This window comes from Pseudomonas sp. SWI36 (assembly GCF_002948105.1).
GTDB lineage: Bacteria > Pseudomonadota > Gammaproteobacteria > Pseudomonadales > Pseudomonadaceae > Aquipseudomonas > Aquipseudomonas alloputida.
Genome location: NZ_CP026675.1, coordinates 265402 through 278677 on the forward strand (window position 1 = coordinate 265402; position 13276 = coordinate 278677).

At 62.0% G+C, this 13276-nt stretch carries 12 protein-coding genes; 9 read left to right on the forward strand and 3 right to left on the reverse strand.

Annotated features, from left to right (window positions below):
- The first annotated feature begins 222 nt into the window (after positions 1 to 222).
- The 3 genes from aat to infA all read left to right on the forward strand — a co-directional run bounded on the left by aat (position 223) and on the right by infA (position 1987).
- Positions 223 to 903 (forward strand): leucyl/phenylalanyl-tRNA--protein transferase, encoded by a 681-nt coding sequence (aat, locus tag C4Q27_RS01555; RefSeq protein WP_003251213.1) that lies wholly within the window; start codon positions 223 to 225, stop codon positions 901 to 903.
- Positions 904 to 959: 56 nt separating this feature from the next.
- The gene (locus C4Q27_RS01560; RefSeq protein WP_003251215.1) at positions 960 to 1667 is read left to right on the forward strand and encodes an arginyltransferase; all 708 of its coding nucleotides are present in this window, start codon (positions 960 to 962) and stop codon (positions 1665 to 1667) included.
- 101 nt (positions 1668 to 1768) lie between these two features.
- Positions 1769 to 1987, forward strand: a complete 219-nt coding sequence (gene infA / locus C4Q27_RS01565) for a translation initiation factor IF-1 (RefSeq protein ID WP_002553999.1) — start codon at positions 1769 to 1771, stop codon at positions 1985 to 1987.
- Positions 1988 to 2073: 86 nt separating this feature from the next.
- Here the strand turns inward: infA and clpA are convergent, their stop codons facing one another.
- Both clpA and clpS read right to left on the reverse strand, forming a co-directional pair.
- Positions 2074 to 4344: an ATP-dependent Clp protease ATP-binding subunit ClpA gene (gene clpA, locus C4Q27_RS01570; RefSeq protein ID WP_064491929.1), complete on the reverse strand. Its 2271-nt coding sequence runs from the start codon at positions 4342 to 4344 to the stop codon at positions 2074 to 2076.
- A 30-nt stretch (positions 4345 to 4374) separates the two neighbouring features.
- Positions 4375 to 4737 (reverse strand): ATP-dependent Clp protease adapter ClpS, encoded by a 363-nt coding sequence (clpS, locus tag C4Q27_RS01575; protein ID WP_003251220.1) that lies wholly within the window; start codon positions 4735 to 4737, stop codon positions 4375 to 4377.
- A 230-nt stretch (positions 4738 to 4967) separates the two neighbouring features.
- Here clpS and cspD point away from each other — a divergent pair, with 230 nt between their 5' ends.
- On the forward strand, positions 4968 to 5234 hold the full coding sequence (cspD, locus tag C4Q27_RS01580; protein WP_014590372.1) for a cold shock domain-containing protein CspD: 267 nt from the start codon (positions 4968 to 4970) through the stop codon (positions 5232 to 5234).
- Positions 5235 to 5305: 71 nt separating this feature from the next.
- Here cspD and icd read toward each other — a convergent pair whose 3' ends face one another.
- Positions 5306 to 6562: an NADP-dependent isocitrate dehydrogenase gene (gene icd, locus C4Q27_RS01585; RefSeq protein ID WP_104886351.1), complete on the reverse strand. Its 1257-nt coding sequence runs from the start codon at positions 6560 to 6562 to the stop codon at positions 5306 to 5308.
- Positions 6563 to 6976: 414 nt separating this feature from the next.
- Between icd and C4Q27_RS01590 the strand changes: the two genes are divergently transcribed.
- The 5 genes from C4Q27_RS01590 to purB all read left to right on the forward strand — a co-directional run bounded on the left by C4Q27_RS01590 (position 6977) and on the right by purB (position 13237).
- The gene (locus C4Q27_RS01590; protein ID WP_010954815.1) at positions 6977 to 9202 is read left to right on the forward strand and encodes an NADP-dependent isocitrate dehydrogenase; all 2226 of its coding nucleotides are present in this window, start codon (positions 6977 to 6979) and stop codon (positions 9200 to 9202) included.
- 201 nt (positions 9203 to 9403) lie between these two features.
- Complete coding sequence (locus C4Q27_RS01595) at positions 9404 to 9844, forward strand: NUDIX hydrolase (protein WP_010954816.1); 441 nt, start codon at positions 9404 to 9406, stop codon at positions 9842 to 9844.
- Between the two features lie 59 nt (positions 9845 to 9903).
- Entirely contained in the window at positions 9904 to 11028 is a 1125-nt protein-coding gene (gene mnmA, locus C4Q27_RS01600; RefSeq protein ID WP_064491931.1) for a tRNA 2-thiouridine(34) synthase MnmA, read from the forward strand.
- Entirely contained in the window at positions 11025 to 11651 is a 627-nt protein-coding gene (hflD, locus tag C4Q27_RS01605; protein ID WP_010954818.1) for a high frequency lysogenization protein HflD, read from the forward strand. The genes mnmA and hflD overlap by 4 nt, the downstream gene beginning before the upstream one ends.
- A gap of 215 nt (positions 11652 to 11866) precedes the next feature.
- The gene (gene purB / locus C4Q27_RS01615) at positions 11867 to 13237 is read left to right on the forward strand and encodes an adenylosuccinate lyase (protein WP_010954819.1); all 1371 of its coding nucleotides are present in this window, start codon (positions 11867 to 11869) and stop codon (positions 13235 to 13237) included.
- Positions 13238 to 13276 lie beyond the last annotated feature (39 nt).

Below are 13276 nucleotides of genomic sequence, written 5' to 3' on the forward strand. Positions count from 1 at the left end.
TGCTGTGTTTTTGCACAGGTGTGACAGCAAATGTAGCGGATGGTGCCTGCGGTTTGATGAATGTGTAGGAAATTGCCCTGAATTGCCGCAAAACTGCCTCACTTCCCTGTAGGGGTAGCCTTGTGCAGGTTACCGCGCTGGCTTTGAGACCCCCAAAGAGATTGACCCCGCTTTTCACCCAAGCCATGCTGCCCTCTCCCCTCCCCCACCGCACGATAGACCATGCTCACCTGGCTGACCCGCGACTCGCTTACCTTCCCGCCCCTGGAAAAGGCGCTGCACGACCCCAACGGCCTACTGGCCGCCGGCGGCGACCTGAGCCCCGAGCGCCTGGTGCAGGCGTATCGCCATGGCTGCTTCCCGTGGTACCAGGACGGCCAACCGATCCTGTGGTGGTCACCCGACCCGCGCACGGTGTTGTTGCCTGACCAGTTGCATGTGTCACGCTCGCTGGCCAAGCTGATGCGCCAAGGCCGCTACCAGGTCAGCTTCGACACCGACTTCCCGGCCGTGATCGCCGCCTGCGCCGCGCCTCGCGACTACGCTGACGGCACCTGGATCACCGACACCATGCGCAACGCCTACTGCGAGCTGCACCGCCGTGGCATCGCTCATTCGGTCGAAGTTCGCCAGGACGGCGAACTGGTCGGGGGCCTGTACGGCCTGGCCATGGGCCAGCTGTTCTTTGGCGAATCGATGTTCAGCCGCGCCGACAACGCCTCCAAGGTCGGTTTCGTGACCTTGGTCAACCACCTGCGAGACGCCGGCTTCGTGCTTATCGACTGCCAGATGCCGACCAACCACCTGCACAGCCTGGGCGCCCACGCCATCAGCCGTGCCGAGTTCGCCAGCTACCTGGCACGCCACCTTGACCAGCCCAACAGCGCTTCATGGGTTGCCTAGGCGAGTTCCCGTAGCTGGCTTACACTTAAAACAAAGTCTCACCGAAGGGGTTGATCATGACAGAGTTGGCGCGGTTGAAGTTCTATGCCACTCAGCCCCACTCCTGCAGCTACCTGCCGGAGGAGCAGGCGACCACGCTGTTCCTCGACCCCAGCCAGCCGATGGACGTGCACGTGTACGCCGATTTGTCGGAAATGGGCTTTCGCCGCAGTGGCGACCACCTGTACCGCCCACACTGCCAGAACTGCAACGCCTGCGTGCCGGCGCGCATCCCGGCGGCGCGCTTCATTCCCAACCGCCAGCAGCGTCGCATACTCAAACGTAACGCCGACCTGACCGTAACCGCAGCGCGCCCGGCGTTCAAGGAAGAGTACTTCGAGCTGTACCGGCGCTATATCGAAACCCGCCACGCCGATGGCGACATGTACCCGCCCAGCCGCGATCAGTTTTCCACCTTCCTGGTACGCGACCTGCCGTTCTGCTGGTTCTACGAGTTTCGCCTGGAAGGCCGGTTGATGGCGGTGGCAGTGTGCGACCTGCTGCCCAATGGCCTGTCGGCGGTGTACACCTTCTACGAGCCGGACGAGGAGCGCCGCAGCCTTGGCCGTTTCGCCATTCTCTGGCAGATCACCGAAGCGCTGCGCCAGAACCTGGAGGCGGTTTACCTGGGCTACTGGATCAAGAACTGCAAGAAGATGAACTACAAGACGCAGTACCGACCTATCGAGCTGCTGATAAACCAGCGCTGGGTCACCCTCAACTGAAAGCATTGGCTTGACACGCAGTTTTCCGGCATAATCCACGCCACTTTTTTGCCCGGTGCGGATATGCGTCGGGCTAACATTGGATCCGAGGGCTCAACTGCATGTCGAAAGAAGACAGCTTCGAAATGGAAGGTACTGTCGTCGACACCCTGCCCAACACCATGTTCCGCGTGGAGTTGGAAAACGGGCACGTCGTAACCGCGCACATCTCCGGAAAGATGCGCAAGAACTACATCCGCATTCTCACTGGCGACAAGGTCCGCGTCGAGCTGACGCCGTACGACCTGAGCAAGGGCCGCATCACCTACCGTGCGCGCTAAGCTCAAGCCATGAAAAAGCCCGGCCAGGTGCCGGGCTTTTTTGTGCCTCAAGAAACTGCAAGGGGCTGCAAGGCAGCCCCTGCACATCACGCGACCTCAGCCGTGGTTTCGAAGTCGAACACCAGTTCGCCATCGCGCAGGTCGACATGCACCACGCCACCATGCTCGGCCAGCTCGCCAAACAGGATCTCCTCGGCCAGCGGCCGCTTGATCTTGTCCTGGATCAGCCGCGCCATTGGCCGCGCGCCCATCTGCACGTCATAGCCCGAAACCGCCAGCCAACCGCGTGCTTCATCGCTGACTTCCAGCAGCACACGCTTGTCTTCCAGCTGCGCCTGCAATTCGATAAGGAACTTGTCGACGATGCTTTTGATCGTCTCCGTGCTCAGGCGGCCAAACTGGATGATGGTATCCAGACGGTTGCGGAACTCTGGCGTGAAGCTCTTGCGGATCACTTCCATGGCATCGGACGCGTGGTCCTGATGAGTAAAGCCGATCGACGCCCGCGCCGCAGTTTCTGCACCGGCGTTGGTGGTCATGATCAGGATCACGTTACGGAAGTCGGCCTTGCGCCCGTTGTTGTCGGTCAGGGTACCGTGGTCCATCACCTGCAGCAGCAGATTGAAGACTTCCGGGTGGGCCTTCTCGATTTCGTCGAGCAACAATACGCAGTGCGGCTGTTTGGTGATCGCCTCGGTCAACAAGCCACCCTGGTCGAAACCGACATAACCCGGCGGCGCACCAATCAAACGCGAGACGGTGTGGCGCTCCATGTACTCAGACATGTCGAAACGCACCAACTCCACACCCAGCGCCTTGGCCAATTGCCGCGCCGCCTCGGTCTTGCCGACGCCGGTAGGGCCGGCGAACAGGAACGAACCAACCGGCTTGTCTGGCGACTTGAGGCCGGCACGGGACAACTTGATCGCGGTGGCCAGCGAGTCGATTGCCTGGTCCTGGCCAAACACGGTCAGTTTCAGGTCGCGCTCAAGGTTGCGCAGCAGCTCCTTGTCGGAACTGGTGACGTGCTTCGGCGGAATTCGCGCAATCTTGGCGACGATATCCTCCACTTGCGGCACATCAATGCGTTTGACGCGACTGGCCTCTGGCTGCAGGCGCTGGTAGGCGCCTGCCTCGTCGATCACATCGATGGCCTTGTCAGGCATGTGCCGGTCATTGATGTAGCGCGAAGCCAGTTCGGCGGCGGCGCGCAGGGCTTCGTCGCTGTACTCGATGTTGTGGTGGCTTTCGAAACGCCCTTTCAGGCCGCGCAGAATGCCCACGGTATCTTCGACCGATGGCTCGCTGACATCCACCTTCTGGAAGCGACGCGCCAGCGCACGATCCTTCTCGAAGATGCCGCGAAACTCCTGGAACGTGGTCGAACCGATGCAGCGGATTTCACCCGACGACAGCAGCGGCTTGAGCAGGTTGGAGGCATCCATCACCCCGCCCGACGCCGCACCGGCGCCGATGATGGTGTGAATTTCGTCGATGAACAGGATGGCCTGCGGACGCTTGCGCAGCTCACCGAGCAGCGCCTTGAAGCGCTTCTCGAAGTCACCACGGTATTTGGTACCAGCCAGCAAGGCGCCCAGGTCGAGGGAGTACACCACGCTCTGCGCCAGCAGGTCAGGCACCTGACCATCGACGATGCGCTTGGCCAAGCCTTCGGCGATGGCCGTCTTGCCCACGCCTGCCTCACCCACCAACAGCGGGTTGTTCTTGCGCCGACGGGCCAGGATTTGCGCCACGCGCTCCACTTCCTGCTCGCGACCTACCAACGGATCGATACGGCCGGCACGGGCCAGCTCGTTCAGGTTGCTGGCGTAGGCGTCCAGCGGGTTGCTCGAAGAGGAGGTTTCACCGCCCTCTTCGTCCTGCATGTCCTGGTCGCTTTCAGATTGCGCACCATGCCCTGGCACCTTGGAGATGCCATGGGCGATGTAGTTGACCACGTCGATACGGGCCACGCTCTGCTGCTTGAGCAGGAACACGGCCTGGCTTTCCTGTTCGCTGAAGATCGCCACCAGCACGTTGGCGCCGGTCACTTCGCGCTTGCCAGAGCTTTGCACGTGGAACACGGCACGCTGCAGCACGCGCTGGAAGCCCAGGGTCGGCTGGGTTTCACGGTCTTCGTCGTTGACAGGGATCAACGGCGTGGTGGAGTCGATGAACTCTTGCAGGTCATGCTTGAGCTTGTCGAGATTGGCGCCACAGGCGCGCAGAACGGTCGCGGCAGCCTCATTGTCAAGGAGTGCCAGCAGCAGATGCTCGACGGTCATGAACTCATGACGCTTCGAACGGGCCTCCTTGAAGGCAAGATTGAGGGTGACTTCGAGCTCGCGGTTTAACATAGCTTCACCTCATACCCAAGTGGTCGGCGATTAACCGTCCTTCTCGATTTCACAGAGTAGCGGATGCTGGCTTTCCCTGGCGTATTGGTTGACCTGCATAGCCTTTGTTTCGGCGATGTCACGGGTAAACAATCCGCACACTGCCCGCCCCTCGGTATGGACGGTCAGCATGATCTTGGTCGCCAGCTCGCGGTTCAGACTGAAGAACGTCTCGAGCACTTCGACGACGAAATCCATTGGCGTGTAGTCATCGTTGAACAAAACCACCTTGTACATCGGTGGCGCCTGCAGGATCGGCTTGGCTTCCTGAACTGCAAGACCTGAGCCGTCGTCCTCATTCGATTGCGGGCGATCCTGATTGAATGTTAGTCGAATCTCACTAGGTGCATGCATGGAAAGAATTTCATCATGAGCGTCAGGTTAAGGTTTCGGGTTGACTGCACAGGCCACCGCCAGCGCAGGCGCCGCGTGACCTTGACTATCGGCAAAACGGTGTTACAACCAATAAGAACCCACCGTGGTCGATAAAGATCCGCGCAGTCAACCAGATTTTTCGCAAGGTTCGTATGCGGATGAAGTGGATGATACTCCAGTGATGGAGTCCTTTGCAGAGGGACATAGGGATGGCAAGCGGTAAAGTCAAGTGGTTCAACAATGCCAAGGGCTATGGATTCATCAATGAGGAAGGTAAATCCGATGACCTGTTCGCCCATTATTCCGCCATCCGAATGGACGGATACAAGACCCTGAAGGCTGGCCAGGCCGTGATATTCGACATCGTCCAGGGCCCCAAAGGCTTGCACGCCGTCGAAATCAAAGATGCCGCGGCCGCTGCAGCAGAGGCTGCCAGAACCCTGGGCGAGCCGCAAAGCGAAACTGCAAAAGCCTGACTGCCTGCGCTGTGCCGATAGACGAAAAAACCGGCCGCCTCTTTACAGGAGGCGACCGGTTTTCTGTTGCCTTACATGTGTTTGATCATTTCATCGCCAAAGCCTGAGCTGCTTACCAGCTTGGCCCCCTCCATCAGCCGCTCGAAATCGTAGGTCACGGTCTTGGCCGCAATGGCGCCATTGGTGCCCTTGATGATCAGGTCGGCGGCCTCGGTCCACCCCATGTGGCGCAGCATCATCTCGGCCGAGAGGATCACCGAGCCCGGGTTGACCTTGTCCTGCCCGGCATACTTGGGTGCCGTGCCGTGAGTGGCCTCGAACATGGCCACGGTGTCGGACAGGTTGGCGCCCGGGGCAATGCCGATACCACCCACTTCCGCCGCCAGGGCATCGGACAGGTAGTCACCGTTGAGGTTGAGGGTGGCGATCACGTCGTACTCGGCCGGGCGTAGCAGGATCTGCTGCAGCATGGCGTCGGCGATGGCGTCCTTGACGATGACCTCGCGACCGGTCTTGGGGTTCTTGAACTTCATCCAAGGGCCGCCATCGAGCAGTTCAGCGCCGAACTCGTCACGCGCCACCTCGTACCCCCAGTCCTTGAAGGCACCCTCGGTGAACTTCATGATGTTGCCCTTGTGCACCAGGGTCAGTGATTCGCGGTCGTTATCCACCACGTATTGCAGGGCCTTGCGCACCAGACGTTTGGTACCCTCCTTCGACACCGGCTTGACGCCGATACCGCAGTCCTGGTCGAAGCGGATCTTGGTGACCCCCATTTCCTCCTTGAGAAACTTGATCACCTTGTTCGCCTCAGGCGACCCGGCCTTCCACTCGATGCCGGCATAGATGTCTTCGGAGTTCTCGCGGAAGATCACCATGTCGACGTCGCCAGGCTTTTTCACCGGGCTCGGTACACCCTGGAACCACAGCACCGGCCGCAGGCACACATACAGGTCCAGTTGCTGGCGCAGGGCCACGTTGAGCGAGCGGATGCCGCCACCGACCGGGGTGGTCAGCGGGCCTTTGATCGATACCACGTAATCACGCACGGCATCGAGGGTTTCCTGCGGCAGCCAGGTATCCTGGTCATACACCTGGGTGGCTTTCTCGCCAGCGTACACCTCCATCCAGGCAATCTTGCGCTTGCCGCCGTAGGCCTTCTCCACGGCGGCATCAACCACCTTGATCATGACCGGCGAAACATCGACGCCGATCCCGTCGCCTTCGATGTAAGGAATGATCGGATGATCAGGCACGTTGAGCGAATGATCTGCATTGACGGTGATCTTGCTGCCGCCGGTCGGAACCTTGATTTTCTGGTATCCCATGCTTGCACTACTCCGCTGTCGGGTGTGGTTTGGACATCGTGCGATCCACTGAGCCTAAACCACATCTGCCGACCTGCAAGGCATGCGACAACCCGCCGCATTGCCGCTTAGTCTTTGGTCTTATAAATGGGCCGATATCACTTGGCCTTGCTGATTAGCCCAAATGGTTTGGTATACTCCGCCGCGACCGAAGGGTCATCGGGGCGAATCCCAGGAAAATGCGGACCGCCCTAGGCCATGAATGGCCATAAAGCCTGGGTTGTTACCGCAGCTCAGCACTTGACGCTCGACTGATGCATCCACCATCACCGCTCGCAGCCTCTCGACTTTCCGCTCATGGTGCTACCAGGGCGATGCGCCTACCCTGCGCACCACGAGACTCGAGCACGCTCAGCACACAGAGAGTTAACCCGCATGCCCACCCGTTCCAAGATCATCTATACCTTCACCGACGAAGCCCCCGCCCTCGCCACTTACTCGCTGCTGCCGATCATCGAAGCGTTCACCGCTTCGGCTGACATCGCTGTCGAAACTCGCGACATTTCCCTGGCTGGCCGTATCCTTGCCGCCTTCCCGGAGCAACTGGGCGCAGAGAAGCAAGTAGGCGATCACCTGGCGGAACTGGGCCAGCTGGCTACCACCCCTGAAGCCAACATCATCAAGCTGCCGAACATCAGCGCCTCGGTACCGCAGCTCAAAGCCGCGATCAAGGAACTGCAAGGCAAGGGCTTCAACATCCCTGACTACGCCGACGAGCCGGCCACCGCGGAAGAAAAAGAATCCCGCGCCCGCTACGACCGCATCAAGGGCTCCGCCGTGAACCCGGTGCTGCGCGAAGGCAACTCCGACCGCCGCGCGCCGCTGTCGGTCAAGAACTACGCCCGCAAGCACCCACACAAGATGGGCGCCTGGGCCGCTGACTCCAAGTCGCACGTTGCCCACATGACCCAGGGCGACTTCTACGGCAGCGAAAAAGCCGCACTGATCGAAGCTGACGACAGCCTGCGCATCGAGCTGGTCGGCAAAGACGGCAGCACCACCGTGCTGAAAGAAAAGACCGCCGTCAAAGCCGCCGAAGTCATCGACTGCGCCACCATGAGCCGCAAGGCCCTGAAAGCCTTCATCGCCGAGCAGATCGCCGATGCCAAGGCCGCCGGCGTGCTGCTGTCGGTGCACCTGAAAGCCACCATGATGAAGGTCTCCGACCCGATCATGTTCGGCGTCATCGTCGAAGAATTCTACAACGACGTGCTGACCAAGCACGCCGCTGCCCTGGCCGAAGTAGGCTTCAACGCCAACAACGGTATCGGCGACCTGTACGCCCGCATCAAGGACCTGCCAGCCGACAAGCAGGCCGAGATCGAAGCCGACATCCAGGCCCTGTACGCAGAGCGCCCGGCCCTGGCCATGGTCAACTCCGACAAAGGCATCACCAACCTGCACGTGCCGAGCGACGTGATCGTCGACGCCTCGATGCCGGCCATGATCCGTGACTCGGGCAAGATGTGGAACGCCGCAGGCGAACTGCAAGACGCCAAGGCCGTGATCCCGGACCGCTGCTACGCCGGCATCTACCAGGCCACCATCGAAGACTGCAAGGTCAACGGTGCCTTCGACCCGACCACCATGGGCAGCGTGCCGAACGTTGGCCTGATGGCGCAGAAAGCCGAAGAGTATGGCTCCCACGACAAGACCTTCCAGATCAAGGCTGACGGCGTGGTTCGCGTAGTCGATGGCAAGGGCAACGTCGTGCTGGAGCAGAACGTCGAAGCCGGTGACATCTTCCGCATGTGCCAGACCAAGGACGCGCCGATCCAGGACTGGGTCAAGCTGGCCGTCAACCGTGCCCGCCTGAGCAACACCCCGGCGGTGTTCTGGCTGGACCCGGCTCGCGCCCACGACGGCGTCATGATCGAGAAGGTGCAGAAGTACCTGAAAGATCACGACACCACCGGCCTGGACATCCGCATCCTGGCACCGGTCGACGCCATCAAGTTCTCCCTGGCCCGCATCCGCGAAGGCAAGGACACCATCTCGGTGACCGGCAACGTGCTGCGCGACTACCTGACCGACCTGTTCCCGATCATGGAACTGGGCACCAGCGCCAAGATGCTGTCGATCGTGCCGCTGATGAACGGCGGTGGCCTGTTCGAAACCGGCGCCGGCGGTTCGGCTCCGAAGCACGTGCAGCAGCTGGTTGAAGAGAACTTCCTGCGTTGGGACTCGCTGGGTGAATTCCTGGCCCTGGCCGCTTCCCTGGAGCACCTGGGCAACACCTACGACAACCCGCGCGCCAAGGTTCTGGCCAACACCCTGGACCAGGCTACCGGCAAGTTCCTCGACACCAACAAGTCGCCGTCGCGCAAAGTCGGCGGTATCGACAACCGCGGTAGCCACTTCTACCTGACCCTGTACTGGGCCGAGGCCTTGGCCGCTCAGACGGACGACGCTGCCCTGCAGGCACGCTTCGCACCACTGGCAAAAACCCTGGCCGAGAACGAAGCGACCATCGTCGCCGAGCTCAACGCCGTTCAAGGCAAGCCAGCCGATATCGGCGGCTACTACGCCCCGGATGCCGAGCTGACCGCCAAGGTGATGCGCCCAAGCCAGACCCTGAACAGCGCCATCGCCGCCCTGTAAGGTTCGCTTGAAGTAACAGCACAAACCCCGGCCACGCACCGGGGTTTGTGCTTTCTGGATCGGGGCCGCTGCGCAGCCCTTCGCGGGGTTGCCCGCTCCCACAGGAAGGTGCTGCCAGCAAGACCTGCACTGCACCTGTGGGAGCGGGCGAGCCCGCGAAGGACCGCAAGGCGGTCCCGGCAATCTGAAAGGACATGGCAAATGACCTGGCAACCCCACATCACCGTCGCCACCATCGTCGAGCACGAAGGCAAGTTCCTCTTCGTCGAGGAATTCAAAGCCAACCAGCACGTCTTCAACCAGCCTGCCGGCCACCTCGAACCCAACGAGACCCTGCCCCAGGCCGCCCTGCGCGAAACCCTGGAAGAAACCGCCTGGGAAGTCGAGCTGACCGGCGTGGTCGGCATCTACCTGTACACCGCCCCCAGCAACGGCGTGACCTACCAGCGCGTCTGCTTCGCCGCCCGCCCCGTGCGCCATCACGCCGACCTGGCACTGGACAGCGACATCGTCCGCGCCGTGTGGCTGACCCGCGACGAACTGCTGGCCGACCCCACTCGCTGGCGCAGCGAGCTGGTGCCGCGCTGCCTGGATGACTACCTCAAAGGCCCGCTGCACAGCCTCGACCTGCTACGCGACTGACGCGGCGCCGCGGGTTTGATAGAATCGGCGTTTTTCCCCCTTGATACACACCGGTACCCATGACCAGCCCAGCACTTAAAGACCCCGCCAAGACCCGCGTCATCGTCGGCATGTCCGGCGGCGTGGACTCTTCCGTCTCAGCCCTTCTGCTCATCGAGCAGGGCTACCAGGTGGAAGGGCTGTTCATGAAGAACTGGGAAGAGGACGACGGCACCGAATACTGCACCGCCCGTGAAGACCTGGCCGACGCCCAGGCCGTGTGCGACCGTATCGGCATCAAGCTGCACACCGCCAACTTCGCCGCCGAATACTGGGACAACGTGTTCGAGCACTTCCTTGAGGAATACAAGGCCGGCCGCACACCCAACCCCGACATCCTCTGCAACCGCGAAATCAAGTTCAAGGCGTTTCTCGACTACGCCCTGTCGCTGGGTGCCGACCTGATCGCCACCGGCCACTACGTGCGCCGCCGCGATACTGGCGCGCTCACCGAACTGCTCAAGGGCCTGGACCCGAACAAGGACCAGAGCTACTTCCTGCACGCCGTCGGCGGCCAGGAAATCGCCCGCACACTGTTCCCGGTCGGCGAACTGGAAAAGCCCGAAGTACGCGCCATCGCCGAAAAGCACGGCCTGGCCACCGCCAAGAAGAAAGATTCCACCGGCATCTGCTTCATTGGCGAGCGCCGCTTCAGCGACTTCCTCAAGCAGTACCTGCCGGCCCAGCCAGGCGACATTGAAACCACCGAAGGTGAAGTGATCGGCCGCCACCATGGCCTGATGTACCATACCATCGGCCAGCGCCAGGGCCTGGGCATTGGCGGCCTGAAGGATGCCAGTGACGAGCCGTGGTACGTGCTGCACAAGGACCTGGCCCGCAACGTGCTGGTGGTCGGCCAGGGCAACGAGCACCCATGGCTGTTCTCCCGCGCCCTGCTGGCCTCGGAAATTTTCTGGGTCAACCCGATCGACCTCGACAGCCCACGGCAGTTGACTGCCAAGGTGCGCTACCGCCAGAGCGACCAGCGATGCACCCTGGAACGCACCGCCAGCGGCTACCGCGCCGTGTTCGACGAGCCTCAGCGCGCCGTGACGCCGGGCCAGTCCGTGGTGTTCTACGATGGCGAAGTGTGCCTGGGCGGCGGCGTGATCGAGGCTGCCGAGCCGTGGAGCCCGCGCGCATGAGCAACCTGCAGGAGCAGCTGATCGCGTTGGGTGGTGTGTTCCAGGCCGCCGTGCTTGTCGACCGCATCGCCCGCACCGGCCAGGCCAGTGAAGCCAATATCGGCTGCATGCTGGGCAGCCTGCTGGTGCGCGACCCCAAGGACACCCTGGAGGTGTTCGGCGGTGACGACCTGAACCTGCGTGACGGCTACCGAGCGCTGATCGGCGCCCTTGAGCGCGACCCCAACAGCCTGCAACGCGAGCCGCTGCGCTACGCCCTGTCGATGCTGGGCCTGGAGCGCCAGCTGAACAAGCGTGGCGACCTGCTGGACACCATCGGCAACCGCCTGCCGCAAATCCAGTCGCAGGCCGAGCATTTCGGCCTGGTTCACGAAAACGTCATCGCTTCCAGTGGAGCCTTGTACCAGGACACCCTGAGCACCTTGCGCCAGCGCATCCAGGTGCATGGCGACATGCGCTTCCTGCAGCAGCCCAACAATGCCTCGAAGATCCGCGCCCTGCTGCTGGCCGGCATCCGCGCCGCGCGACTGTGGCGGCAGCTGGGCGGGCACCGTTGGCAACTGGTGTTCAGCCGGCGCAAGTTGCTGAACGAACTGTACGACATGATGCGCAGCCCCAACTGACGGGCTGGGCAGCCCTTTGTGGGAGCGGGCGTGCCCGCGAAGCAGGCGACGCGGTGTATGGCACCGGCTACGCCGGTGTTCGCGGGCATGCCCACTCCCACAGGGTCTGCCACCAGATCCAAATTGGGCCGACCTTTGGTCAGCCACCCGACCCAGGCGCATTTTTCATGTATGATATGCGCCCTTCCAAAAGCCTGACTGTCCGAGAACACCCCATGCAGCTTTCTTCGCTCACTGCGGTTTCCCCTGTAGACGGCCGTTATGCCGGCAAAACCCAGGCCTTGCGCCCCATTTTCAGCGAATTCGGCCTGATCCGTTTCCGCGCCCTGGTCGAAGTGCGCTGGCTGCAGCGCCTGGCCGCCCACCCGCAAATCGGCGAAGTGCCGGCGTTCTCCGCCGAAGCCAACGCCCTGCTGGACAGCCTGGCCACCGATTTCAAGCTGGAGCACGCCGAGCGCGTCAAGGAAATCGAGCGCACCACCAACCACGACGTCAAGGCCATTGAATACCTCCTCAAGGAGCAGGCCGCCAAGCTGCCTGAGCTGGCCAAGGTCAGCGAGTTCATCCACTTCGCCTGCACCAGCGAGGACATCAACAACCTGTCCCACGCCCTGATGCTGCGCGCCGGCCGTGACGAAGTGCTGCTGCCGCTGATGCGCCAGGTCGCCGACGCCATCCGCGCCCTGGCCCACGCCCACGCCGAAGTGCCAATGCTGTCGCGCACCCACGGCCAGCCGGCTTCGCCGACCACCCTGGGTAAAGAGCTGGCCAACGTCGTGTATCGCCTGGAGCGCCAGATCGCCCAGGTTGCCGCCGTACCGCTGCTGGGCAAGATCAACGGCGCCGTGGGCAACTACAACGCCCACCTGTCGGCCTACTCGCAGATCGACTGGGAAGAAAACGCCCGCGCCTTCATCGAAGACGAGCTGGGCCTGCAGTTCAACCCGTACACCACCCAGATCGAGCCGCACGACTACATCGCCGAGCTGTTCGACGCCATCGCCCGCTTCAACACCATCCTGATCGACTTCGACCGTGATGTGTGGGGCTACATTTCGCTGGGTTACTTCAAGCAGAAGACCGTCGCCGGCGAAATCGGCTCGTCGACCATGCCGCACAAGGTCAACCCGATCGACTTCGAAAACTCCGAAGGCAACCTGGGTATCGCCAACGCGCTGTTCCAGCACCTGGCCAGCAAGCTGCCGATCTCGCGCTGGCAGCGTGACCTGACCGACTCCACCGTGCTGCGCAACCTGGGCGTGGGCTTTGCCCACAGCGTCATCGCCTTCGAGGCCAGCCTGAAAGGCATCGGCAAGCTGGAAGTCAACGAAGCTCGCATCGCCGCCGACCTGGACGCCTGCTGGGAAGTGCTGGCCGAGCCGATCCAGACCGTGATGCGCCGCTTCAACATCGAAAACCCCTACGAGAAGCTCAAAGAGCTGACCCGTGGCAAGGGCATCACCCCAGAAGCGCTGCTGACCTTCATCGACGGCCTGGACATGCCAGCCGAAGCCAAGGCCGAGCTCAAGCAGCTGACCCCCGCTACCTACATCGGTAACGCGGCAGCCCAGGCCAAACGCATCTAAGCTGAGCGTCGCGTACAACGCCCGGCCTGGCCGGGCGTT

What these genes read in the sequence shown, in the direction of transcription:
- clpA (WP_064491929.1), bottom strand. Translation starts at nt 4,344, where the DNA reads ATGTTAAACCGCGAGCTCGAAGTCACCCTCAATCTTGCCTTCAAGGAG.
- aat (WP_003251213.1), top strand. Translation starts at nt 223, where the DNA reads ATGCTCACCTGGCTGACCCGCGACTCGCTTACCTTCCCGCCCCTGGAA.
- C4Q27_RS01595 (WP_010954816.1), top strand. Translation starts at nt 9,404, where the DNA reads ATGACCTGGCAACCCCACATCACCGTCGCCACCATCGTCGAGCACGAA.
- clpS (WP_003251220.1), bottom strand. Translation starts at nt 4,737, where the DNA reads ATGCATGCACCTAGTGAGATTCGACTAACATTCAATCAGGATCGCCCG.
- purB (WP_010954819.1), top strand. Translation starts at nt 11,867, where the DNA reads ATGCAGCTTTCTTCGCTCACTGCGGTTTCCCCTGTAGACGGCCGTTAT.
- C4Q27_RS01560 (WP_003251215.1), top strand. Translation starts at nt 960, where the DNA reads ATGACAGAGTTGGCGCGGTTGAAGTTCTATGCCACTCAGCCCCACTCC.
- infA (WP_002553999.1), top strand. Translation starts at nt 1,769, where the DNA reads ATGTCGAAAGAAGACAGCTTCGAAATGGAAGGTACTGTCGTCGACACC.
- cspD (WP_014590372.1), top strand. Translation starts at nt 4,968, where the DNA reads ATGGCAAGCGGTAAAGTCAAGTGGTTCAACAATGCCAAGGGCTATGGA.
- icd (WP_104886351.1), bottom strand. Translation starts at nt 6,562, where the DNA reads ATGGGATACCAGAAAATCAAGGTTCCGACCGGCGGCAGCAAGATCACC.
- C4Q27_RS01590 (WP_010954815.1), top strand. Translation starts at nt 6,977, where the DNA reads ATGCCCACCCGTTCCAAGATCATCTATACCTTCACCGACGAAGCCCCC.
- mnmA (WP_064491931.1), top strand. Translation starts at nt 9,904, where the DNA reads ATGACCAGCCCAGCACTTAAAGACCCCGCCAAGACCCGCGTCATCGTC.
- hflD (WP_010954818.1), top strand. Translation starts at nt 11,025, where the DNA reads ATGAGCAACCTGCAGGAGCAGCTGATCGCGTTGGGTGGTGTGTTCCAG.